This is a genomic window from Hyphobacterium sp., from assembly GCF_965229905.1.
Taxonomy (GTDB): domain Bacteria; phylum Pseudomonadota; class Alphaproteobacteria; order Caulobacterales; family Maricaulaceae; genus Hyphobacterium.
The window spans coordinates 1258912-1282467 of sequence record NZ_OZ245930.1; the positions used below are offsets into that span (position 1 = coordinate 1258912).

Below are 23556 nucleotides of genomic sequence, written 5' to 3' on the forward strand. Positions count from 1 at the left end.
CGATTGCGTGCCATGACGCGGGTTTGCGGGGGAGCGGCAATTCGCTGGCGGGCTGTTTCTTGACGCGAATGGCGCTAGGTTTCCGTTCGCGAACCGTGAATGGAGTGTCAGCCAAGGTGCAGCGGATCATCGAGTCTCTTAACGCGCGAACCCGCTATTTGCTTTTTCTGCTCGGAGTCGGGACGTTTCTCGCCATTCTGGGCCCCTACAACACCGGCGGGCTGGGCTGGCCTTGGGTCTGGATCTACTGGACCGGGCTGATGGCCCTCGGCGGTTACAGCGGAATGGCAGTCTCAGCCCTGCTCGACCGGTTTGCACCCGACCTGCCGGTGTGGGCGTCCTACACGATCATCGCCTTCCTGGTCGCGCTGCCGGTCACCGTCGCCGTCATCGCCCTGCAAAGCCTGATCGGGCCGATGCCGCCGATCTATTTCTGGCCGGTCATTTACGGTTTCGTTCTCGTCATTTCCGGTGCCGTCACGCTGCTGGCCTATCTGCGCGACCGCCCGGGACAGACGACGTCGACGCCGGCCATCGGCCGGACGCTCACGGACAAGCTGCCAGTCAGGCTGCGCACCGCCGACCTATTCGCGCTGCAATCCGAAGATCATTATCTGCGCGTTCACACCAGCCGGGGGGATGCGCTGATTTTGATGCGCTTGTCCGACGCGATAGCGGCCGCCGAAGGGCTTGAGGGCACACAAACTCACCGGTCCTGGTGGGTTGCCCGCGCCGCGATCGACCATGCGGAGAAATCCGGCGGGCGGGCGGAACTGACCCTCACGAATGGCGTCACGGCGCCTGTGAGCCGGCGATACTATGCCGAATTGCGCGATCGCGGCTGGATCTAGCGCCGTCTTTGACGCCATTCCTGCCGCGTCTGGCCCCATTGATCGGCCATCATGTTGAATCCCGCCACTTCGACCGGCTGGTTCCAGTTATACGAGCCGATTTTCCGGGCCACGCCTTGCGAGGCGCGATTGTCCGCGTGGATCAGGTGAATGACCGAGTCCCAGCCGAGATCCTCGAACGCCCAGGCCAGGCAGCGTTCGGCAGCTTCAGCGGCCACGCCCCTCCCCCAGGCTTCCCGCTTGACCGTCCATCCGATCTCCGGCTGCGGCCAACCCATCGGATACCAGGGTCCGATCCGGCCGAGCCACTCCCCGGTGGCCTTGTCCTCCACCGCGAAAAATCCGTATCCGCGCAGCGCCCAGTGACCGATGATCGAGGCCACAGCCCGCCAGACCATGGGCGGCGACTGGACGCCGCCGATGTATCGGGCGGTTTCCTCGTCCGCCATCACGGCGATCAGGTGCTCGACATCGCGCTCTTCCAAAGGACGCAGGATCAGGCGTTCCGTTTCGAGACGCGGGCCGAAGGTGGCGATATCGACCGGCAATTGATCCTCCCCTGGGCGACCGGCAGCGGGGATAGGCTGCGGCACTGGCATTGGCAAGCCGGCGACCATGCTTGCGCCTAGATTGGCGCGATTCTTGCGCAAGACAGGTGTTGTTTAACCCGAGCCGAAGCCAGGACCGGAATGGCCAAACAGAACCGTCCCACAATCGTACGCCTCGCCGTGTACTGGATCTTTGCGTCCGGCATGATGGGACTGATCATCGGCCTGGCGTTCGCGACAGGCGTGGTCGAGTGGGTCTATGACGAACTCAACACACCGGCCTGGCTCCTGCCGACACAGGTGCTGACCTGGCTGTGGGTGGCGAAAACCATGTGGATGGCCTTCATCCTGTGGATGGTCGACCGGTTCGGCCACAGCTGGTGCCGGTGGGCGTCGATGGGGCTGATCACGCTGTTGTTTGCGGCCTCAGGCGGCTGGATTACCGGGTTTGTCATCCTGCGCGATCTGACGGTGGGGTTTTATGCCATACTCGTGAGCTGGCTGATCACGGTGGTGACCCTCTTACTGATCGGGCGGGCGCACAAAGCCGCCGGGATGCTGATGTGGCCGGTCTTCATCTGGACGACCTATATGACGGCCGTGTCTTTCGAGTTGATGCGGCTCAACACAGGGCTGCAGATCGCCGGGCTGTAATACTTCGGAATGACTTGCGTCAAACCGCGCGGGATCGTCGCGCAATCATGCAATGGGCGTCTGTTTCACGACGAATCGTCACCTTCCGATTTCCAATCGTTTCAGTGGCGACTGGTCATTTGAATGCGTTGATGCAACCAATGACTCGAGTTCTGCATTTGTTTCGCGCGAGCGACGATCTCCGCGTATCTTAAACGCAAACGCGCTTTTGCGGAGCGCGCGGACAAGAAATCCGGGATTCGAAACAGACTCCGGGGAAGCGCGCATATCATTGATCCCTTCTTTGATGAGTCCGAACGCCGTACTCGGAAAGATAGAGGTCAATGCGAGGGCAAAACCGTAATCGACCTTCGCTTCGCCGAGCGCATGGCGGTTAGTCGCCAAGCTTTCTCTGATGGCTAAAGCCTCGGCTAAGTCTTGCCTTGCTTTCAGAAGTTGGAGGGGGTGTCCAACTCGCGCCAATTGCAGTCGCGCATTGCCGCGAATCAGCAGCGATCCCGAGCGGTCTCCTGTAACGCCTTCCAGTTGACTCGAAACCAGTCGGACTACGAGCCTGAACAGACCAACTTTTGTTTTTTTCGCTCGCTGGGCAATCGAATGCAATGCGCTGGCACGGGCACCGAGTAGCGGTCGCTCGGGATCGACACCCGAGACACGGCCCGAACGACGCAAGTGAATTTGCGATTGAACCGCCGCGAGTGGGCTAATTTCGCTGTGATAATGCAGGCCGTACCAAGAACCGGATATTGCCCAAAGTCCAAGCGCTTGGTCCCACAAGGCCGCAGTTGATGGCTCGCTCAAACCGCATTCGCCTAAAGCGCCGAGATCGCGTATCGCGACCCAGAGTCTGGACAAGCGTTCAAGATATGAAATCGGATTGCCGTTGTCGCTTTTTCCTAATCGGACTTCGCGCAAACAAGCCGCAACAAATGCATGATTAAATGAAAACGTCTCGTGATACGCTCCCCGCCAGCCGCCCAAAAAACGGAGCTTCGGATTTGAAGCTTCCATGGACATCCGGTCGCGTTGTCGACGTATTGCACACATATCCACAAATCTTGCCGCTCGGGCGCGGCTAGGATGCGACGAATTCAGACAAAGTTCGCGGACAGAGAATAGGATGTCAGCCCAAGCATTTTTCAGCTCTTTGTAGCTTCGGCATCTGTGAACGGAATTGCCGAACAGCCGCTGGAAAAGCACTAAAAACTCATCGAGTTGACGCGCCGTCTCACGTGTCCTGAAATCGATTACGAAGCAGAACTTGTTCGCTAATGCCGCCGCGAACAGCTCCGCCTCCAAGAAGGTCGAGTAGCTGAGGTGGGCCTTCTCCGAACCGTTCGGTGCTTGTCCGAGTGCCATGCCCGAGCCGTGAGACCCTGTGAGCAAGAATACTACGGCGTCGCATCCCGCAACCGCGCCTACACAACGGTCCAAAATAGTTGGCGGGTCCGGATTGTCACGACCGAATACGGCTTCGTAAGTCCAAATGTTCGCTGCCGGAATCCCGGAAACTGGTGCTAGAGTCGGGAGTTCCTCCCTCTCGAATCTCAGATAGCCCGAAGTATCCCTCTCGGGCGTTATGTCTTTGAATGCAGAGGAGAGAAATACCTTAGGAAAGCGGGGATCAGGCGACCAATTTCCAAGAGTTTGCGTCACTGTTTATCCCAAGCTGGGCTCCAGACCCTTGCACGCTTCGACCAGACCCTTCACCGCCTCGACCGAGTGGTCGAACATCGCCTGTTCGTCCTTATTGAGCTCGATCTCGACGATCCTCTCGGCGCCGTCCTTCCCGATGACGATCGGCACGCCGACATAAAGATCATCGACGCCGAACTGACCGGTCAGGTGAGCCGCGGCCGGCAGGATGCGTTTCTTGTCGCGCAGGTAGGAGACCGCCATGTCGATGGCGCTCTCGGCCGGGGCGTAATAGGCCGAACCATTGCCCAGGAGGCCGACGATCTCGCCGCCGCCCTTGCGGGTGCGATCGACGATGGCGTCCATCTTCTCTTGCGTCGACCAGCCCATCTTGACCATGTCCGGCACCGGGATGCCAGCGACCGTCGAATAGCGCAGCAGCGGCACCATGGTGTCGCCATGACCGCCCATCACGAAAGCCGTGACGTCTTCCACGGAGACACCGAACTCGTCGGCGAGGAAATAACGGAAGCGCGCCGAATCGAGCACGCCCGCCATGCCGACCACCTTGTGGGTCGGCAGGCCGGAAAATTCGCGCAGCGCCCAGACCATGGCATCCAGCGGGTTGGTGATGCAGATCACGAACGCGTCCGGCGCGTGTTTCTTGATGCCCTCGCCGACGGCTTTCATGACTTTCAGATTGATGCCGAGCAGATCATCCCGGCTCATGCCCGGCTTGCGCGGCACCCCGGCGGTGACGATGCAAACATCGGCGCCGGCGATGGCGGCATAATCGTCCGATCCTTTCAGATTGGCATCCTTGCCGAAGACCGGGGACGCCTCGGCAATATCGAGCGCCTTGCCCTTGGCAATGCCTTCGGCAATGTCGAACAGGACCACATCGCCCAGCTCGTCGCGGGCTGCGATATGGGCGAGCGTGCCGCCGATCATTCCGGAACCGATGAGGGCGATTTTATTGCGGGCCATGGGATGCTCCTTCGCAAGCGCGGCAATTTTCGGAAGGGTCTAGCGCCCGGCTGACGCGGCGGCAAGGCGGTCAGTTGTCATAGTACAGGTCATGGCCTTCGCCGGCGCGCTTGCGGCGCGGGGTGAGGCCGGAAAAGTGCCGGAATTCGCGGGTCATGTGGGCTTGGTCGGCATAGCCGTGATCGGCGGCGATGTCCGCCAGATTCGCCGCCCCCGCGCTCACCGCCCGCCGCGCGGCGTGATAGCGGTGGATCCGCAGATATTCTCCGGGCCGCAATCCGGTTTGCGCCAGAAAGGTCCGGTCGAGCGTGCGGATAGAAATGCCCAGCTCAGCCGCCAAACGGCGTGCTGTCAGGCCCGGCGCGGCGGCCAGAAGCTGCGCCGCCCCGGCAATCCGGCCAGACCGCCGGGACGGTGAGTCATGGGGCAGGGCCGCGGCCGCGGTTTGCAATGCCGGCAGCCCGCGATGCGCCGCTGCCTGGAGCTTTGACGCCGTTTCGGACCCCATCACCGACGCGAGCTCATGACTGGCATTGCGCAGCGATGGCGGATCATTCGCCAGCTCGCCAATGCCGCCGGGTTTCAGCCGGATCGCGTGAAGTTTCATCGGGCCGTCAAACTTGAGGCCCAGCACGCGCGTCAGCGGACCATAGAGCAAGGCCGGCGCCTGCCGGCGCCAGCCGGACGGCAAGCGTTCAAGCGGAGGTTCAGCGAGATGGAAAATGATCTCGCAACAGGTGTCGGGCGCGATCCGGTCTTCGCCCGGACCGGTTTCAAGCGACCAGACGCCCTCGACCGCCGCATGCCCGCTCACCGGCTGAAAGCGATAGTCTGGTGTCGTGTCCATTTTCTTCAAGAATTCCGGCTGCGCGCCCGCTAGTCTTGCTGCGAACAGGAGACAAATCCATGCGAAACATTGCTTGCGCGCTCGCGCCCCTTTTGACCGCCGCCGCACCGGCCCTTGCCAATGATCTCGACTGGATCACAGGGCATTGGCGCGGCGAAGACGGCGGTCAGGTTTCGGAAGAGATCTGGACAAATGGCGACGGGGGTCTGCACCTCGGGGTTAACCGGACAGTGATCGACGGCCAGGCGCGCGGCTATGAATTCCTGCTGATCGCGATGACCGAAGACGGCGCCACCTATTGCGCCCAGCCGGGCGGCAATGAGGCGACCTGTTTTGCCTCGACCAGCGTTGCGGCGAACCGGGCCGTGTTCGAGAATCCCGAACACGACTTTCCGCAGCGCATTGTCTATCAGCGCGATGGCGATGTGCTGACCGCCACCATCTCGGACCTTAACGGCGAGCAGGTCTACGAGTTCGGCTGGACGCTTGTGCCGGACTAGCGCTTCATGGCGATCAAGAGCCCGTCACCGATCGCCGTGAAGGCGTTTTCGACGCGGTCGTCCTGATTGACCTTTTGCGCGATCGCACGAAGCGCTTCGGTGTCGGGATCGGTGGTCGACGGGTCGGCGACGGACCCGCTCCACAGGACATTGTCGAACAACATCACCCCGCCCGGGCGCAGGAGTGTCAGACCGGCCGTGTAATATTCAGGGTAACCGGTCTTGTCAGCGTCCACGAACATCATGTCGACTGACTCTGCGAGACCATCATTGATAAGGCCGATCAGGCTCTCGCGGGCGTCGCCGATCACGGGGCGGATGACATCGGCAACATCGCCTTCCTTCCAGTAATCCTCGGCGATACCGATCAGCTCGTGCGAGACATCGCAGGCATAGAGCCGCGCCTTCTCGCCGTGCAGCGCCTTCATCGTCTCGGCAACGGCGAGTGCGGAATACCCTGTGAACACGCCGACTTCGACCGCGGTTTTCGCGTTCACCATGCGGGCGATCATCTTCATGAAGGCCGCCTGTTCCGGACTGACCTGCATGTTGGCGTCCTCGCGCGCCTCGGTCTCTTCGCGGCAGCGTTTCAGGGCTGGCGATTCCGCCGGATTCACCTTGCGGACATAGTCTGTGAGCGTGGCGTCCAGCCCGATCGATCGTGACATTTTCTAAGCTGCTCCCGAGTTTTTCGTCGTGTTTTCTCCCCCCGCAGGCGGGGGGAGTGGTCCGAAGGACCGAGGGGGGCCTGCCCCCTCCACCCCTTCGGGGTCCCCCTCCCCCGTAAACGGGGGAGGAAAATCAATCTTCTAATCCCTCTTCCGCCAGCGCTTCCTCGTGCGCGGCGGCGAGATATTCCTGTGTGCGCATTTCCATCAGACGCGATGCGGTGCGCGCGAACTCGAAGGCGCCATCTCCCTCTTTGTATAGCCCGTCCGGTCCTGCCGCAGCGCTCATCACCAGCTTCGTCTTCGCTTCGTAAAGCGCATCGATCAGCGTGACAAAGCGTTTGGCTTCATTGCGCTTGGCCGGTTTCAGGACGGGTACGCCTTCGATCAGCAAGGTGTGGAAGCGTGCCGCCAAAGCCAGATAATCCGCCGGTCCCAGCGGTTTCGCGCACAACTCCGCGAAGGTAAAGCGGGCAACACCCGCGGCTTCGCGCGGCACCGTCACCGCGCGGTTCTGGACGGTCAGCGTACAGGCCTGCGGCTCGGCACCCTGGGTGAGACGTTCCCAGGCCTCCTGCATGGCATTGTCCGCGCTATCGTCCAGAGGCGCATAATAGACCGGCGCGGCGGTCAGCTGCCGTAGCCTGTGATCCTCGCCGGAGGGGATTTCCATCACCGCGAGGCGATCTTTCAGCATATCGATGAAGGGCAGGAAGAGCTGGCGGTTGATGCCGTCCTTATAGAGATCGTCAGGCACGCGGTTGGAGGTTGCGACGACCACGACGCCGATACCGAACAATTGTTCAAACAGGCGGCCGAGCAGCATCGCATCGGCAATGTCAGTAACCTGGAATTCATCGAAACAGAGCAGGCGGGCGTCTTGCGCGATTGCCTCGGCGACGGGCGGGATCGGATCGTCCTGTCCCTTCTTGCGCTCGAGGCGCTTTCGCCACGCGGCAATGCCTGCATGGGTTTCCTGCATGAATTGGTGAAAATGAACGCGGCGTTTCTGTTTTACCGGTGCATTGGCGAAGAACATGTCCATTAGCATGGACTTGCCGCGGCCGACACCGCCCCAGAGATAAAGTCCTTTGGGGGGCGCGGTCTTGTGCCGGACCCAGCCATCCCTGATGCGCCAACCGGCGAGGCGCTGGTGCAGATCGGTCAGCGCCTTGGCGGCGGCGACCTGCCCGTCATCACGCGTCAGCGTGCCCGCTTCGATGCGCGATTCCAGCACCTCCAACGGGGTCATGCGCCGAACACCAGAATGGCGGTCAGCAGCCCGAAGGCGATGATCGCGGCAGCGATGAGAAAGACCGGGCGTTTAACCTCGCGCATGCCCCGCGTGATGGCAGCGGTCCACGCGGTTGGCAAGATGGGGGTAGCGCGGCTCCGAAGATTTTCCAGTGACCGCGGGCGGCTCAAAGAGGGCAGTGTCTTTCTCCCCCCGTTCACGGGGGGAGTGTCGCGAAGCGACGAGGGGGGCCTAGCTGTTTGCGCCTGCCCCCTCCGTCTTTCGCTTCGCTCAAGCCACCTCCCCCGTAAACGGGGGAGGAAAACTTGCGCCTGATACTCAGCCTGTCCGCAGCGCTTCCACCACGGCACGGAAGTCGTCGCGCATTGGCACCGGGCGGCGGGTTTTCGTGTCGACATAGACGTGGACAAAAAAGGCTTCCGCGGCCGCCGTGTCCGCGCCTTTCGCGAAGGCGCCGACCTCGTAGCGCACCGACGAATTGCCGACATGCGCCACGCGCAGTCCGATCTCGACCGGTTGGGGATAGGCAAGCGAGGCGAAATACCTGCAACCTGATTCGACGACGAGGCCGATGCGGTCGCTGCTCGCCGGGTCGAGCACGCCCTGCTCGATCAGATGCCGGTTCACGACCGTGTCGAGCAGTTCGTAATATACGACATTGTTGAGATGACCGTAGACATCATTATCCTGCCAGCGCGTCGCGATCTCGTGGAAGACGGCATAGCCGGCGCGGGTCGACGGCGCCGTGCTCACACGATCTCCTCATAGAGGCGAACGATGTCGTCATAGGTCAGCTCGCGCGGATTATTGGGCAGGAGGCGGTCGTTCGCGGCAACATCCTCAGCCATGCGCGGAATGTCATTGTGCGAAATGCCGAGCTGCGACAGGCGGCGCTCAATCCCGGTGGCGTCGGCGATCCGTTCCATCTCGTCGATCAGGGCGGTGGATGACGCCTCGAGGCCGATATGCGCCGCCATCTCGGCATAGAGGGATTCCGCCGCCACCGCGTTGAATTTCAACACGGGCGGCAGGACGACGGAATTCGACAGGCCGTGCGGCACGTGGAAAATCCCACCCAGCGGATAGGCCATGGCATGCACCGCACCGACCGGCGAATTCGAGAAAGCCTGGCCGGCCAGCATCGCGCCGAGCAGCATGTCGCCGCGCGCTTCGAGATTCGACGGTTCCTCGCAGGCGGTCAGGATCGCGCCCTGCAGTTTCTTGAGCGCCGCCAGCGCCAGAGCGTCGGAGACCGGGTTCTTCGAGCGCTTGTTGGTGAAAGCCTCGATGGCGTGGACCATGGCATCGATGCCGGTCGCCGCCGTGGCATGACGCGGCAGGCCGAGCGTCAGTTCCGGATCGAGGATCGCCATGTCGGCATAGAGCGCCCCGGCAGCGATGCCGCGCTTGGACGTTGCGCCGGTGGTGATGACGGCGACATTGGTCACCTCCGAGCCGGTGCCGGCCGTGGTCGGGATCATGATCGAAGGCAGGCCGGAAACACGCACCTGCTCCACGCCGTACATTTCCGACAGGGGCTGATCGCTGCCGGCGAGGAGCGAGACCACTTTCGCTGTGTCCATGGGCGAGCCGCCGCCAAATGCGATAATGGCTTCGGCGCCGAATTGCCGTGCCTTGTCGGCCGCGTCGAGGACCACGGCCTCCGGCGGGTCGGCGACCACCTCGTCGTAGACGCAAACCTCGAACCCGTCAGATTCCAGCGCGGCCAGCGCCGCGTCAATCAGGCCGGCAGCGCGCACGCCCTTGTCGGTGACAAAGAAGAGGCGTTTCGCGCCCTTCAACACCGGTGCGGCGAGCGTCGACAAACGTTTCGAGGCGCCGGCCTCGAAGACGATGTGCGGTACCGTGCGGAAGGAGAAAGCGTGCATGGGCGCGAGAGTAGTCGGCAGTCTGGAAGTGGCAAGCCTCAACCCCTCACTCTCGCGGGTCGGTGAACACAAGCCCCGCCCTTCAACCTCCGCCTTCCTCCGATTTAATCGGAGGATCTCGATGTCGCGGAGGCCCTCCGGTCAAGCCGGAGGGAGGCGGGAATCCGGGAAAGCCAGCATCGTTCTGGTCGTCATTCCGGGGCGCGCCGCAGGCGAGAACCCGGGACCCATGCCGCGTCGCTACCGCTCCGGAATGGGTCCCGGATCAGGCTGACGCCTGTCCGGGATGACGATTGAGGGTTACTGCATTGTCGGGATGACGAAGGCCTGGTCGCCAATGTCGCCTGTGGGCCAGCGCTGGGTCACCGTCTTGATCTTGGTGAAAAAGCGAATGCCCTCGGTGCCGTACTGGTTGGTGTCGGTAAACGCCGAACGCTTCCACCCGCCGAAGCTGTGATAGGCGACCGGCACGGGGATCGGCACATTGATACCGACCATGCCGACCTGGACCTTCGATGCAAACTCGCGCGCCGCCAGCCCGTTGCGGGTGAAGATGGCGACACCATTGCCGTACTGGTGATCGCTCGGCAAATGAGCCGCCTCGTCGAGGTTTTCCGCGCGCACCACCTGCAGCACCGGGCCGAAAATCTCTTCCTCATAGGACTGCATGCCGGGCTTCACATTGTCGAACAGGGTCGGGCCGATGAAGAAGCCGTTTTCGTGGCCCTGCAGCGAGAATCCACGCCCGTCGAGCAGGAGGTCAGCGCCCTCTTTTTCACCCATGGTGATGTAGTCTTCGACGCGCTGCTTGTGCGCGGCGGAGACGACCGGGCCGTAATGCGCATCCGGGTCTGTGGAGACACCGACGCGCAGCTTGGCGGCCTCGTCCTTCATGCGGCCGACGAATTCCTCGGCCGTGTCGCGGCCGACCGGGACGGCGACAGGCAGCGCCATGCAGCGTTCGCCGGCGGACCCGAAGGCCGCGCCGAGGAAGTCGTTGACGACCTGGTCCATGTCGGCGTCCGGCATGATGATGCCATGGTTTTTCGCCCCACCCATCGCCTGGAAGCGCTTGCCATGCTCGGTGCAGGTCCTGGCGATGTAATGCGCGATATCGGACGAGCCGACGAAGGAGACCGCCTTGATATCGTCATGGGTCAGAAGCGCGTCGACCGCCTGCTTGTCGCCGTGCACGACTTGCAGCACGCCTTCCGGCAGACCGGCTTCCATCCACAGCTCGGCGAGACGCACCGGGACGCTCGGATCCTTCTCGGAGGGTTTCAGCACCAGCGCATTGCCGGTCGAAATCGCCATGCCCATGAACCACATCGGGATCATGGCCGGGAAGTTGAACGGCGAGATGCCGGCGACCACGCCCAGCGGCTGGCGCATGGAATAAACATCGATGCCGGTGCCGGCGCTTTCCGTGTACTCGCCCTTTAAGAGGTGCGGTACGCCGCAGGCGAACTCGATCACTTCGAGGCCGCGGATGATGTCACCCTTGGCGTCGGCAATGACCTTGCCGTGCTCGGAGGAGAGCAGCTCGGCGAGCGAGTCCATCTCGTTCTCGACCAGCGTCTTGAAGGTCATCAGAACGCGGGCGCGGCGCTGCGGGTTCATCGCCGCCCAGGCGCGCTGGCCCTTCCTGGCGCCCTCGATCGCCTTGGCGACCTCGCCCTCGTCGGCAAACTGGACGCGCGCTTGCACCTCACCGGTATTGGGATTGTAGACGTCGCCAAACTTGCCGGTCGAACCGGTGAAGCTCTTGCCGTCGATGAAATGATTGATCTCGCGCATCGTGTTCTCCCTCGCCAATTGGGCGGTGATTTCTTGGCGGCTCATATCGCGCGGGGCGGGGGGAAGGTCAAATGACGTGTCAGGTATTCACCCCCTCCCCACGGATTCGCGAAGCGGCTAGAGTGGTGATTCGTCAAGGCCGGTCAGCCCAGCCTCGCCTTTGCACCATGGGGGACACACCCGGCATGCCCGACGCCGGACCGGACATAACGCAAATCGTCTCGATTTCCGTCACCCTGGCGGCCGTCCTTTTCGCTCTCATCTCCGGAGCCTGGGCTTACCGGCTGACGGCCGGTGCGCGGGCCGCGCAGGCCCTGTGGCGCCGGCGTTCGCGCGAGCTGGAAGACAGGATTGCCCGGGCCGATGGCGTGTTCGGCGCTTTTCCGGGCCTGGTGCTGGTCTGGGATGATGCGCCGGAGCTTGCCGACGGCAAGCTCGACAGCTGGGGCAAACCCCGGATTTTCGGCTCCCCCTCGGCGCTGGCCAGCCTGTTGAAATTCGCCGAAGCCAGCGACGGGCCGGATCCGGCCTCGCTGCTGCTGGAGGGCGTTGCCGACTACGAAGCGCGGTCGGCAGCGGGTGACGACACGACGCTGCGCCGGCGCTTTGGCGAGCTAATTTCGGACGGGCGGCCGTTCTCGCTGACCATTATCGGGCCGGAAGGACGATTCCTTGAGGCCGACGCACGGGCCGCGGGCAGCCAGCTCGTTGTCTGGCTGTCAGACGCGACGATCCGCGGGCTGGACGAGTCGGAAGCACGCGGCCGGGTCGAGGAAGCGCGGCGGCAGCTGGAAGCCGATCCGATTGCTATTCTCGACACGCTGGAGCGGGCGCCCTTCCCCGCCTGGCGGATCAATGCGTCGGGCCGCATCATCTGGGCCAACGGCGCCTATGCACGGGCGGTCGAAGCCGAAGCGCCCTCCATCGTTCTGGAACAGCAAATCGCGCTCGAACCCGCGATCAAGACGCTTGCCCTTGATGCGGCCAAGTCGGGCGAAGCGGTCTCAGCGCTGAAACCAGTCGTGGTCGATGGCTCGCGGCGGGCGCTCGACCTCGTCAGCTTCCCGATTTCGGGCGGAGCCGCCGGGTTCGCGCTGGATGTCACCGATGGCGAGGAAGCGAAAACCGCGCTGAAGCGCTTCCGCCGCGCCTTCGACGATACGCTGAACCAGCTGGCCGAGGCGGTCGCGGTGTTCGATCGCGGCCAGAAGCTGGTCTTCCGCAATACCTCTTTCGACAATCTGTTCGGGCTTGATGCCAAGATGCTGGACGCACGGCCCGGCCATGGCGAAATGCTCGACCGCCTTCGGGAAGCGCGGCAAATCCCGGAACAGGCCGATTATGCCGGCTGGAAAAAGGCCGAGCTGGCGCGCTATGACGATGCGCCGGATGCGGAAATTCCGGACGATCTGTGGAATCTGCCCGATGGCCGGACATTGCGCGTGGCGCGCCAGCGCAACCCGCTGGGCGGCCTGCTCCTGGTATTCGAAGACAAGACGGACGAGCTGGCCCTGCGGGCACGTTATAACACGCTGATCAATGTCCAGCGGGCCACGCTGGACAAGCTGCACGAGGCGGTCGCCGTGTTCGGATCGGACGGGCGGCTGCGCCTGCACAACACAGAGTTCGAGCGGTTGTGGAATCTGGATGCCGCGGAGCTGGAAGGCCGGCCAGAACTGGAAATCGTCGCCGAAAAATGCGCGGCCCTGTTCGACGATCCGGATGTGTGGACCGAGATGAAGGCGCGGGTCGCCGATCCGAGCCCCGAGGCGCGGCGTCACGTCACCGGCGAGATGGAGCGCGAGGACGGCAAGACGCTGGTCTGGCTGTCACGCCCGCTGCCGGACGGTGCCACGCTGATCGCCTGGCAGGATGTCACAGACAGCCGGCGCATTGAGGAGGCGCTGCGCGAGCGAGCCGAAGCCCTGGAAGCGTCGGAGCGGATCAAGGGTGAGTTCGTCGAGCATGTCAGCTACCAGCTGCGCACGCCGCTGACCACGATTACCGGTTATACCGACATGATCCTGCAGGGCATTGCCGGCGAGCTGGGTGAGCAGCAGACGACCTATATGGGCTATGTGCGCAGCGCCGCCGACGAGCTTGAGAAAATGGTCACAGACATCCTTGATGTCGCAGCGATCGACGCTGGTCAGCTGGAGCTCGAAACGTCGGAGGTCGATCTCAAGGACGTTGTCCAGGACGCGGTCGAATTACTGGCCTCAAAGGCCGAGCATGGCGGTGTGCGCCTGGCGATCAACGCGCCGTCGGGCGACGCGACCATCACCGGCGACGCCAAGCGGCTGCGCCAGATTACCGTCAACATGTTGTCCAATGCGCTCAAGCATACGCCCCGCGACGGTCGCATCACGCTGACCGTCAAGATGGACGAGGATGGGGCGTCGATTGCGGTAGCCGATACCGGCGAGGGCATTGATCCGGATCGTCAGGCGACCGTGTTCGAGCGGTTCGAGCGCGGCAGCCGCGGCGGCGCGGGGCTGGGTCTCGCTCTGGTCAAGGAAATCGTCGAAATGCATGGCGGCTGGGTCGATCTGGCCTCGGAGCCCAAGAAGGGTACGACCGTGGTCTGCCATTTGCCGGCGATCGCCAAGACGCAGGCTGCACCGGATCTCGATCTGACAGGATTGCTGCGTCCGGACGGCGAGAAAGCCGCGGCCGACGGCTAGCCCTGATATTCCGGCATGCGCACAACCAGCCCGTCGAGCTCGGGCGAAACCTTGATCTGGCAGGACAGGCGGGAATTCGGTTCCACATCGGTGGCGAAATCGAGCATGGATTCTTCCACGCCGGACTTTTCGCCGGTCTTCGAGAGCCAGGCTTCGTCGACATAGACATGACAGGTCGCACAGGCGCAGGCGCCACCGCAATCGGCATCGATCCCCGGCACCATGTTACGGATTGCGCCTTCCATGACGGTCAGCCCGTCAGCGACGTCGATCTCGTGCTTGGTGCCGTCGTGCTCGATATAGGTGATCTTGGCCATCGACTTCCTCCGCGAACCGAGGGCGAATTGGCGGCTAAGACCCGGAAAGTCAAGGCATGGACGCTTGCCGCACGCGGCTGGCTTCACTAATCCGTGTCCATGCCGCGCCGCGATCCGATCCTGCTGCCCGATCCCGCCGCCACCGAAGCGCTTGGTGCGCGGTTGGGCGCTGTGCTTGCGCCGGGCGATATCGTCCTGCTGCACGGAGATCTCGGGGCGGGAAAGACGACGCTGGCGCGGGGACTGATCTCGGCGCTGTGCGACGTCGAGGAGGTCCCGAGCCCGACCTACACGCTGATGCAGCATTACGACACGCGCAGCGGAGACTGGCTGGTGCATGCCGATCTCTACCGTATCGAAGATGAGGCCGAGCTGGCCGAGCTGGGACTCGATGAGGCATTCGACAATGCCATCTGCCTGATTGAATGGCCGGACCGGCTGGGCGCCTATGCGCCGGAGCGGCGGATCGATCTTCACCTCAAGGCGGACGACGGCACACGAATCGCGGAGATTGCCGCGAGGGGAGATTGGGGAGACCGGCTGGATCATGTCTGAACGCGAAGCGGAGATCAGCGATTTTCTGCGCAAAGCGGGTTGGGGTGCAGCGCGCCAGCAGGCGTTTCCCGGCGATGCCTCGACGCGCAGCTATCGGCGGCTGTTCCGCGAAGATGAGACTGCGGTTCTGATGAATGCGCCCGCGCAGGCCGAAGCCCCGGCCTGCCCGCCCGGGGCCAGCCCGCAGGAACGCGCCAGGCTCGGCTATAATGCGCTTGCGCGCCTGGCCGGGCCGAACCTCGCCGCCTTCGCGGGTCTCACCGAAGCGCTGACCACCCGCGGTTTTTCAGCGCCCCGCATCCTCGCAGCCGACCTGTCTGCAGGTCTCTTGCTGCTGGAGGATCTGGGCGACGACCTGTTCGCGCGGGCGATCCCGGCCGGTGCGGACGAAACCGCGCTCTACGCCCATGCGGTCGACACGCTGGCAGCGATCTACCGCTCGAGCTTTCCCGCCGAGCTTGCTGCGCATGGCGGGCAGTGGCAGGTCATGGATTACGACGCACCGGCGCTACTGGCCGAGACCGGTTTGCTCCTCGACTGGTTTGTTGCCCGCCATCTGGGCCGGGACGTGCCGGAGACCGCGCGCCGCGACTGGGACCGGGCCTGGATCGGAGCGTTCGAAGCGCTTTCAACCGAAGCCTCCGGGTTGGCGCTGCGCGATTATCACGCCGAGAACCTGCTATGGCTGCCAGACCGGGCCGGGCCCGCGCGGACCGGGCTGATCGACTACCAGGACGCGCTGTTCGCACACCCGGCCTATGATCTCGTCTCGCTTCTTGAGGACGCACGCCGCGATGTACCGGCGGACATCCAGGCCGAGATGAAGGCACGCTTTATGGCCGCGGCGCATATCCGCGACAATGACGCCTTCGACGCGGCTTATGCCGTTCTTGGCGCCCAGCGCAACGCCAAGATTACGGGCATTTTCGTGCGGCTGGCGGTACGCGATGGCAAACCGAAATATCTCGGCCTATTGCCGCGTGTGGCGCGCCATTTTCTCACAGATATCTCTCACCCTGCCCTTTCGGAGGTGCGGGCTCTGATCCATGATCTGGCTCCGGAACTGACAGATCTCGCGCGGACATGACATCGATCAAAACAGGCATGGCGCTGGCGGCCGGGCTCGGCACGCGCATGCGGCCCCTGACGCTTTCACGCCCGAAGGCGCTGGTCGAAGTGGGCGGCAAGGCGTTGCTCGACCATGTTCTCGACCGTTTTGCCGCCAGCGGCATCGAGACAGCCGTGGTCAATGTCCATCATTTCGCCGACCAGATGCGCACGCATATCGCCGCGCGGGCCGGCGCGCCGGACATCATCATTTCCGATGAAAGCGACCTTGTGCTGGAAACCGGCGGCGGACTTGTGAAGGCGCGGGAATGGCTCGGCGACGAGCCGGTCGTCGTCTCCAATATCGACGCGATCTGGTCAGAGGGCGAAAGCCGCGAGCTCAACCGGCTGATGGCGGCCTTCGATGCCAGCCGCATGGATGCCCTGCTGCTGCTGGCGCCGAAAGAAAACACACTCGGCTATGACGGTGCGGGCGATTTTTTCCTTTACGCTGACGGGCAGGTGGGGCGGCGCGGTGCCGCAAAAAGCGCTCCCTTCGTCTATGCGGGCACGCAGATTCTCAATCCACACGTATTGAAGAACTATCGAGAAGAGCCCTTCTCGCTGAATGTCGTGTGGAACGATCTGCTGGCGCGCGGCCGGGTCTACGGCCACGCGATGTCGGCCTTCTGGATGCATGTCGGCAATCCCGAAGCGCGCGAGGCGGCCGAGCGCCGGCTGGGATGAGCCGGTTGTTCGAGACCCCGGCGCCGCGCGTCTTCACCACACCGCCGCAGGCGGATTTCCTCAAATTGCTGGCGCGCACGCTGAAAGACGAGTTCGGGCAGACGCCGGAATCGCTGGCGGCTGTCACCGTGCTGACGCCGACGCGGCGCGCCGGGCGGGCTCTTGCGGCGGCGTTCACCCAGTTGGAGGATGGCGGCGCCGCTACGCTGCTGCCATTAATCCGGCCGATCGGCGATATCGATGCCGACGATCCGCCTTTCGAACCGGGTGAACTCGCAGGGATTGCCCCGGCTTCGATCAATCCTGTCCGCCGCACATTCGAACTGGCGCGACTGATCCTCGAAAAGGACAAGGCGCAGGGCGGGCGGATGTCGGCGTCCGGCGCGATCGCCTTGGCCGGACCACTGGCCGCGCTGATCGATGATCTCGAAACCGAGCAGACCGGCGATGTGAAAGCGTTAGGCGAGACGATTCGTACCCTCCTGCCGGAGCATTTGCGCGAATCCGCGGATTTCGTCTCGATTGTGTTGACCTACTGGCCGCAGCGGCTCGCCGAGCTGGGCTTTACCGATGCCACCCAGCGGCGCTCGATTTTGCTCGCGGCATTGGCGGATCGGTGGCGCGAGGCGCCGCCGCAGGGACCGGTGATCGCGGCGGGCTCGACCGGTTCGATTCCTGCCGCCGCGGATCTCATGGCAGCGATCGCACAACTGCCGGAAGGCGCCGTAGTGCTGCCCGGGCTCGACAGGGACATGGATGACAAGGCCTGGGCAGCGCTGAAGGACGATCCGCAACATCCGCAACAGGCCATGCAGGCCTTTCTCGACAAGATCGGGCACGATCGCCGCGACGTCGCACACTGGCCGGGACAAGCGCCTGACCGTGCGGCCATTGCGCGCCAGCGTATTCTTGCGGAGGCGCTCCGGCCAGCTGAGGAAACCGGAGACTGGCTGAAACGGATCGACGATTTGGAAACAGGCCGCGGCGCAGGATTTCTCGAGAGCGGTTTCAAGGGTCTCTCACTGATTGAGGCGGCGACACCGGAAATGGAGGCGCGTGCCATCGCGCTGGCCTTGCGGGAAACGCTGGAGACGCCGGGCAAGACGGCCATGGTGGTGACGCCCGATCGCGGCATCGCTGACCGCGTCCTGTCAGCCATGCGCGGTTATGGCGTGGCACTTGATGACTCCGCCGGCCGGGCACTGTCGCAGACCCCGACGGGCAGTTTTCTTCGGCTGATCCTCGATGCCGCCGGCGATCCGGGCGCAGCGCAGCCTCTGGCGGCACTATGGGCTTCGCCCCTGTTCGCATTGGGCGAGGACCGGCCGAAGCTGAAACGGCGGCTCGACCGGATCGATATCGCGCTGCGCGGCGCGCGCCCTGGCCGCTCTTTCGAGGCCGTTCTGTCGCGGCTCGACACGCCCGACGACCGGACGCTTATAGCCCGTCTCACCGGGACGCTGAGCCGTCTGGCCGGCTATGAGCGGACGGTCGCCGACTGGGCACGCTGTCATGCCGAGATTGCCGAAGCCCTTGCGGCCAATGACCAGCAGTCGGGCGCGGAGCGATTATGGCGCCGGGAGGATGGCGAAGCCGCGGCCGGTCTGGTGCGCGAGTTGATCGCCGAATCCGAGACCCTGCCGCCGGTATCGCTGACGGGTTATCGGGACCTTTTCGACACGCTGGCGCGTGCCCGGCCGGTGCGGCCACGCGGGGCGGTGCATCCCCGGCTGCGTCTGCTCGGGCCGATCGAAGCGCGCCTGCTGTCCGCCGACCGGGTCATCCTGGCCGGGCTCAATGAAGGCATCTGGCCGGCCGGTCTGGGGCTCGATCCCTGGATGTCGCGAGGCATGCGCGCCGAAGCCGGCCTGCCGCCGCGCGAGAAGCGTCTCGGGCTCGCCGCGCACGATTTCGCGCAGCTGGCATGCGCGCCGGAAGCCATTCTGACCCGGTCACAGCGGCAGGACGGGGCCCCTGCCGTCGCATCGCGCTGGCTCTGGCGGTTGAAGACGCTGGCCCGCGGCGCGCTCGGCGATGACGGCGCGCGCGAGCAGCTCAAGCCCGAGCCCGATTTTCTCGCCTTTTCCCGATTGCTTGATTATACGCCGCAGCCCGAACCGATTGCCGAACCGCAGCCGAAGCCCCCCGCCGGAGCCCGGCCGACCCGCCTGTCGGTCACCGAAATCCGGAACTGGATCCGCGATCCCTATGCGATCTACGCCCGGCGTATCCTGCGGCTCGAAGTGCTGGATGCGCTCGACCAGGATGCCCGGCCGCGTGAGCGCGGTACGGCCATTCATGCTGCGCTGGAAGCCTTCCTGAAAGCGGCAGGATCGAGCCCCATGTCGGCGACGGCGCTTGAGGAATTGATGGCGCTGGGCCGGGCCGAAGCGGTAACAGCGGGCATGGACGATGCCGAGCTGGTGGCCGAGATGATCCGGTTCGAGCGCGCCGCGCGCTGGTTTATCGGCTGGGAGACTGCGCGCAGGGCGTCGGGCATCGTGCCGCTGGGTCTGGAAGTGACCGCGGAATGGGCGGTGCCAGGCACCGGCTTTATCCTGCGCGGCAAGGCCGACCGGCTCGACACACGTCCGGACGGCCGTATCGATGTTCTCGATTACAAGACCGGTGCGACGCCGACTACCGCTGCCACGGTGGCCGGTTTCGAGCCGCAAACGCCGCTGGAAGCCGCCATGTTACGGGACGGTGCGTTCGCCGCGATCGATCCGGCGGAACCCGGCGATCTGGTCTATGTGAAGATCAGCGGCGGACGTCAGCCGGGCGAGATCCGGACGATCAATAACGAGACCAAGGACGATGCGTCCTCCGATGCGCTCGCCAGCCGGTATGAAGCGCTGCTGCGCCAATTGGTCGAGAGATATTCCGACCCCGAGACGCCCTACCGCGCCCAGCTTTTTGCGCAGTTTCAGAATGATTACGGCGATTACGACCGATTGAGCCGCCGTGCGGAATGGGCGTCGGCTGACGACAGTGACGGAGGCGGGCATGGCTGATGCCGTGAAGGACGCCACCGAGCAGCAGACGCTCGCCGCGCAGCCGGATTACCAGATCCATGTCGAAGCCAATGCCGGTTCCGGTAAGACACGCGTGCTGGTCAACCGCGTGGCACGTCTGCTGCTCGACGGCGCCAAGCCGGACAAGATCCTCTGCCTGACTTATACCAGGGCCGCTGCGGGCGAGATGAAATCGCGCCTGTTCGACACGCTGGGCAGCTGGTCGATCGCCGATGATGCCGCGCTGACGAAAAAGCTCAATGCACTGCACAATGACGAAGGCGGTTCGTATTCGCGCGACGCGCTGGCCGATGCACGGCGGCTCTTTGCCCGCGCGCTGGAGACGCCTGGCGGACTGGCGGTGCAGACCATCCACGCCTTCTGCCAGTCGCTTTTGCAACGCTTTCCGCTGGAAGCCGGCCTGGCGCCCGGTTTCGAGGTGGCGGATGATGGAGAAGCCCGCGCGATCGCCGCTGAGGCCAGGCGTGGCCTGTTGCTAGAAGCGGGCCGAAATAGCGGTTTGCATACTGCTTTGGCCACGCTGCATAATCGCGGCAGCGATGCGTTCGAGCTTGTGACGCGTACTGCGGCGTCGAAGCGTTTAGCACTGGCGCATCTGCTGATCGCAGAAGGCGGGGCCGTCTTGCGCAGCGCGCTGCGCCGCGAGCTTGGCCTCTCTGAACAGGAAACCGTCGCCAGCCTGATCGACAGCGCCTGGGCGGACGCACCGCACGCAGCGCTGCGATCGGCGGCTGAGACGCTTGCGGGCGGAATACAGGCGGATCAGAACACGGCGCAAGCGATCGACACCGCGCTCGCGGCCCGCTCGCCGGACGAGGCTTATGGCGCCTACAGCGGAGCGTTTCTCACTCAGCAAGGAAAGTTCCGGGCGCGCATCATCGGCGCGAAGACGGCCAAGGATCACCCGGCGGTCGCGGAGCTCATGGCCGGCGAAGCCACCCGCATGACTGAGATCATCACACGGGTTGCTGCCGCGGACATGGCCGAGACATCGGAGGCCGCCATGACCGTCGCGGCAGACTATATCGCGCGCTATGAGACCGGTCTGGCGGCGCGCCGTCGGCTCGATTATGCCGATCTCATCGCCTACGCGGTCAAGCTCCTGCAAGACTCTTCCGCGCGCGATTGGGTCCGCTACAAGCTGGACGCTGGAATCGATCATGTTCTGGTCGATGAAGCGCAGGACAATGCACCAGAGCAGTGGCAAGTCATCGGCGCTCTGGTCGACGAATTTTTCACCGGCAACGGGATCGCGCGCGAGCGGCCGCGTACCGTGTTCACAGTCGGCGACGAGAAACAGTCGATCTATTCTTTCCAGGGGGCCGAACCGAAACAGTTCCTGGCCTGGGGCGAACGGATCGCGCGCGGCGCAGCCGATGCCGCCCTGGTATTCCAGCAGCCCTCCCTGGCCGTCTCTTTCCGCTCTTCGGCAGTGATCCTCAACGCTGTCGATACCGCTTTCGAACCGGAACGGCTTCTGGGTGAGATAAAGGCGCTGTCGTCTGCGCCGGAAACCAAGTTCACCGCCGATCCGGCAACGCTCACCGCGCCATATCCGCCGGCGCAGGACGCCTTCGAGCGCTACCAGCCGCATCGGCCTGCCTGGAAAGACCGGCCAGGCTGCGTCGAGCTTTGGCCCGCGGTGCCGCGCGATCCCGCTGGTGAGAAACCGGACCCCGCCGCGCCGGTGGACCGCGAGAGTGCCGCCAGCGCCGCGCACCGATTGGCGCGACTAATCGCAACCGAAATCGCGCGCATCCTGGCCGACGGTGATGGCGTCCATGACGAGGGCCACCGAGATTTACGGCCTGCCCTTCCCAGCGACATCATGGTGCTGGTGGCCAAACGCGGCGGTTTTTTCCGGGAGTTGATCCGGCAACTCAAACTGCGCGGTGTGCCGGTCGCCGGTGCCGACCGCATGATCCTGACCGAAGAGCTCGCCGTTCAGGACCTCATCTGCCTGGCTGAGGTCGCGCTTAATCCGCTCGACGATCTGAAGCTGGCCGAACTCCTCAAATCGCCTTTCCTCGATCCCGCCGATGCGCCGCCGCCGATCGACGAGGAAAAGCTGTTTTCGCTGGCTCACGGGCGCGGCGAAAGCGCCTTGTGGTCGCGGCTGATGGACAGCCAGGACGACGCGTTTGCGGACGCCCAAGCGATGATCCGGCGCGCCCGGCAGCGAATCGAAACCGCCGGCGTGCACGGCTTCTTCGCCGACTTCCTGCATGAGCGGACGCCGACCGGCGAAACCCGGCTGAAACGCCTTTTTGCGCGGCTTGGCGAAGAGGCCCGCGATCCGGTCGAGGAATTTCTCGCCCGCGCCATTGCGTTCGATCAATCGCGGACCGCCTCGCTGGCCGGTTTTATCGCCGAAATGAAAGCCGGATCCGGCGAGATCAAGCGCGAGATGGATGATGGGCGCGGCGAGGTCCGGGTCATGACGGTGCACGGGTCGAAAGGACTGGAAGCGCCGATCGTAATCCTGCCGGATACGACCGCCAAGCCTGCGCTGCGCGCGGATCGCGGCCTTTATGCCGATGACCGGCTGGGCCTGGCCTGGGCGCCGCCGGGAAAAATACAGCCGGATCTGTCCGATCGACTGAAGCTGGCGGACGAAAAGCGCGCCGAAGGCGAGCATGCCCGATTGCTGTATGTGGCGCTGACCCGCGCCAGCCAGCGGCTCGTGGTTTGCGGCTGGAAGCGCGGCGCCGGCGAGGGGCGGATAGAGAGCCGCAGCTGGTATGAACGTCTCGACACGCTCTGGCAGGGCGGGGATTGGACAGAGATCGAAAGCCCGGTGTGCGATCCCGACGGCGCGCCGCTGGCCGGGCGCCGCCTCGGTTCACCATCGCCGGCCCTGGGCGGTGCCGCCCGCCCGGATGCGGACACTCAGGTTCCCGAATGGGCACGCACGCTTGCGCCGGAGGAAGAATATCGCGCACGCACGGTCGCGCCCTCCCATCTTGTGGAAGGCGATGAAGGGCCGGTTTACTCGCCCCTGACGGACGATGGCGGACGCCGTTTCCGGCGCGGCGCGTTAATCCACAAGCTATTGGAAACGCTACCTGACTTGCCTGACCCTCGCCGTGCTGCAGCTGCTGAAGCCTATCTGGCGTCTCAATCGGACCTCGATGACGCGGCGCGCAGCGAGATCGCGCAGGAAACCCTGGCGGTGCTGTCGCACCCTGATTTTGCCGCACTGTTCGGCCCCGGCAGCCTTGCCGAGGTGTCGTTGACCGGGACCGCGCCCGGCCTGCCCAAAGATATTGTGCTTAACGGCCAGGTCGACCGGCTTGTGGTGACCGATCACGAAGTTCTGATCGTTGACTACAAGACCAACCGGCCACCCCCAGCCGACGCCAGCGGCGTCCCGCGCCTTTATCTGGCCCAGATGGCTGCGTATCAGGCGGTCCTGCAGGCCATACACCCGGACCGGAAAGTGCGCTGTGCGCTGGTTTGGACAGACGGTCCGCGCCTGATGGAACTGGCCGATGACGTTCTTGCGGATGCTCTCGCCTCGGGAGTGAAAGCTTGACGCTG

General features: G+C 64.1%; 19 protein-coding genes. 9 read left to right on the forward strand and 10 right to left on the reverse strand.

Features of this window, described 5'->3' with window-relative positions:
* Nucleotides 1–116: 116 nt before the first annotated feature.
* Nucleotides 117–851 carry a LytTR family DNA-binding domain-containing protein gene (locus tag ACO08C_RS06345; RefSeq protein ID WP_421788441.1) on the forward strand — a complete coding sequence of 245 codons (735 nt, stop codon included), beginning with the start codon at nt 117–119 and terminating at the stop codon, nt 849–851.
* Here the strand turns inward: ACO08C_RS06345 and ACO08C_RS06350 are convergent.
* Nucleotides 848–1399, reverse strand: coding sequence for a GNAT family N-acetyltransferase (locus ACO08C_RS06350; RefSeq protein ID WP_421788442.1), 552 nt, complete (start codon nt 1397–1399; stop codon nt 848–850). The two genes, ACO08C_RS06345 and ACO08C_RS06350, sit on opposite strands and share 4 nt — an antisense overlap.
* Before the next feature lie 141 nt (nt 1400–1540).
* Between ACO08C_RS06350 and ACO08C_RS06355 the strand changes: the two genes are divergently transcribed.
* Nucleotides 1541–2053: a tryptophan-rich sensory protein gene (locus ACO08C_RS06355; protein WP_421788443.1), complete on the forward strand. Its 513-nt coding sequence runs from the start codon at nt 1541–1543 to the stop codon at nt 2051–2053.
* A gap of 78 nt (nt 2054–2131) precedes the next feature.
* Here the strand turns inward: ACO08C_RS06355 and ACO08C_RS06360 are convergent, their stop codons facing one another.
* From ACO08C_RS06360 to ACO08C_RS06370, 3 genes are all read right to left on the reverse strand, one after another.
* A complete protein-coding gene (locus ACO08C_RS06360) occupies nt 2132–3412 on the reverse strand; it encodes a hypothetical protein (RefSeq protein WP_421788444.1) in 1281 nt (426 codons plus the stop codon).
* Nucleotides 3413–3712: 300 nt separating this feature from the next.
* Nucleotides 3713–4675, reverse strand: coding sequence for a malate dehydrogenase (gene mdh / locus ACO08C_RS06365; RefSeq protein ID WP_421788445.1), 963 nt, complete (start codon nt 4673–4675; stop codon nt 3713–3715).
* Between the two features lie 70 nt (nt 4676–4745).
* Nucleotides 4746–5522, reverse strand: a complete 777-nt coding sequence (locus tag ACO08C_RS06370) for a helix-turn-helix domain-containing protein (protein WP_421788446.1) — start codon at nt 5520–5522, stop codon at nt 4746–4748.
* A gap of 59 nt (nt 5523–5581) precedes the next feature.
* Between ACO08C_RS06370 and ACO08C_RS06375 the strand changes: the two genes are divergently transcribed.
* The gene (locus ACO08C_RS06375; protein ID WP_421788447.1) at nt 5582–6022 is read left to right on the forward strand and encodes a DUF6265 family protein; all 441 of its coding nucleotides are present in this window, start codon (nt 5582–5584) and stop codon (nt 6020–6022) included.
* Here the strand turns inward: ACO08C_RS06375 and ACO08C_RS06380 are convergent.
* The 5 genes from ACO08C_RS06380 to ACO08C_RS06400 all read right to left on the reverse strand — a co-directional run bounded on the left by ACO08C_RS06380 (nt 6019) and on the right by ACO08C_RS06400 (nt 11631).
* Nucleotides 6019–6690, reverse strand: a complete 672-nt coding sequence (locus ACO08C_RS06380; protein ID WP_421788448.1) for an O-methyltransferase — start codon at nt 6688–6690, stop codon at nt 6019–6021. The two genes, ACO08C_RS06375 and ACO08C_RS06380, sit on opposite strands and share 4 nt — an antisense overlap.
* 133 nt (nt 6691–6823) lie before the next feature.
* On the reverse strand, nt 6824–7942 hold the full coding sequence (gene zapE / locus ACO08C_RS06385) for a cell division protein ZapE (RefSeq protein ID WP_421788449.1): 1119 nt from the start codon (nt 7940–7942) through the stop codon (nt 6824–6826).
* A gap of 321 nt (nt 7943–8263) precedes the next feature.
* Complete coding sequence (locus ACO08C_RS06390) at nt 8264–8698, reverse strand: acyl-CoA thioesterase (RefSeq protein WP_421788450.1); 435 nt, start codon at nt 8696–8698, stop codon at nt 8264–8266.
* Complete coding sequence (locus ACO08C_RS06395) at nt 8695–9834, reverse strand: iron-containing alcohol dehydrogenase (protein WP_421788451.1); 1140 nt, start codon at nt 9832–9834, stop codon at nt 8695–8697. The genes ACO08C_RS06390 and ACO08C_RS06395 overlap by 4 nt, the downstream gene beginning before the upstream one ends.
* 300 nt (nt 9835–10134) lie before the next feature.
* Nucleotides 10135–11631, reverse strand: a complete 1497-nt coding sequence (locus ACO08C_RS06400) for a CoA-acylating methylmalonate-semialdehyde dehydrogenase (protein ID WP_421788452.1) — start codon at nt 11629–11631, stop codon at nt 10135–10137.
* Nucleotides 11632–11816: 185 nt separating this feature from the next.
* Between ACO08C_RS06400 and ACO08C_RS06405 the strand changes: the two genes are divergently transcribed.
* Nucleotides 11817–14315, forward strand: coding sequence for an ATP-binding protein (locus ACO08C_RS06405; protein WP_421788453.1), 2499 nt, complete (start codon nt 11817–11819; stop codon nt 14313–14315).
* On the opposite strand, the gene ACO08C_RS06410 is transcribed toward ACO08C_RS06405, so the two are convergent.
* Nucleotides 14312–14632, reverse strand: a complete 321-nt coding sequence (locus tag ACO08C_RS06410; RefSeq protein ID WP_421788454.1) for a 2Fe-2S iron-sulfur cluster-binding protein — start codon at nt 14630–14632, stop codon at nt 14312–14314. The genes ACO08C_RS06405 and ACO08C_RS06410 overlap by 4 nt on opposite strands.
* A 99-nt stretch (nt 14633–14731) precedes the next feature.
* On the opposite strand from ACO08C_RS06410, the gene tsaE reads away from it, so the two are divergent.
* The 5 genes from tsaE to ACO08C_RS06435 are packed head-to-tail and all read left to right on the forward strand — an operon-like array spanning nt 14732 to nt 23551.
* Nucleotides 14732–15187 carry a tRNA (adenosine(37)-N6)-threonylcarbamoyltransferase complex ATPase subunit type 1 TsaE gene (gene tsaE, locus ACO08C_RS06415; RefSeq protein WP_421788455.1) on the forward strand — a complete coding sequence of 152 codons (456 nt, stop codon included), beginning with the start codon at nt 14732–14734 and terminating at the stop codon, nt 15185–15187.
* Nucleotides 15180–16274: an aminoglycoside phosphotransferase family protein gene (locus ACO08C_RS06420; RefSeq protein ID WP_421788456.1), complete on the forward strand. Its 1095-nt coding sequence runs from the start codon at nt 15180–15182 to the stop codon at nt 16272–16274. The genes tsaE and ACO08C_RS06420 overlap by 8 nt, the downstream gene beginning before the upstream one ends.
* The gene (locus ACO08C_RS06425) at nt 16271–16981 is read left to right on the forward strand and encodes a nucleotidyltransferase family protein (RefSeq protein WP_421788457.1); all 711 of its coding nucleotides are present in this window, start codon (nt 16271–16273) and stop codon (nt 16979–16981) included. Before ACO08C_RS06420 ends, ACO08C_RS06425 begins: the two co-directional genes overlap by 4 nt.
* On the forward strand, nt 16978–19995 hold the full coding sequence (gene addB, locus ACO08C_RS06430; protein WP_421788458.1) for a double-strand break repair protein AddB: 3018 nt from the start codon (nt 16978–16980) through the stop codon (nt 19993–19995). The genes ACO08C_RS06425 and addB overlap by 4 nt, the downstream gene beginning before the upstream one ends.
* Complete coding sequence (locus tag ACO08C_RS06435; RefSeq protein WP_421788459.1) at nt 19988–23551, forward strand: UvrD-helicase domain-containing protein; 3564 nt, start codon at nt 19988–19990, stop codon at nt 23549–23551. The genes addB and ACO08C_RS06435 overlap by 8 nt, the downstream gene beginning before the upstream one ends.
* Nucleotides 23552–23556: the final 5 nt, after the last annotated feature.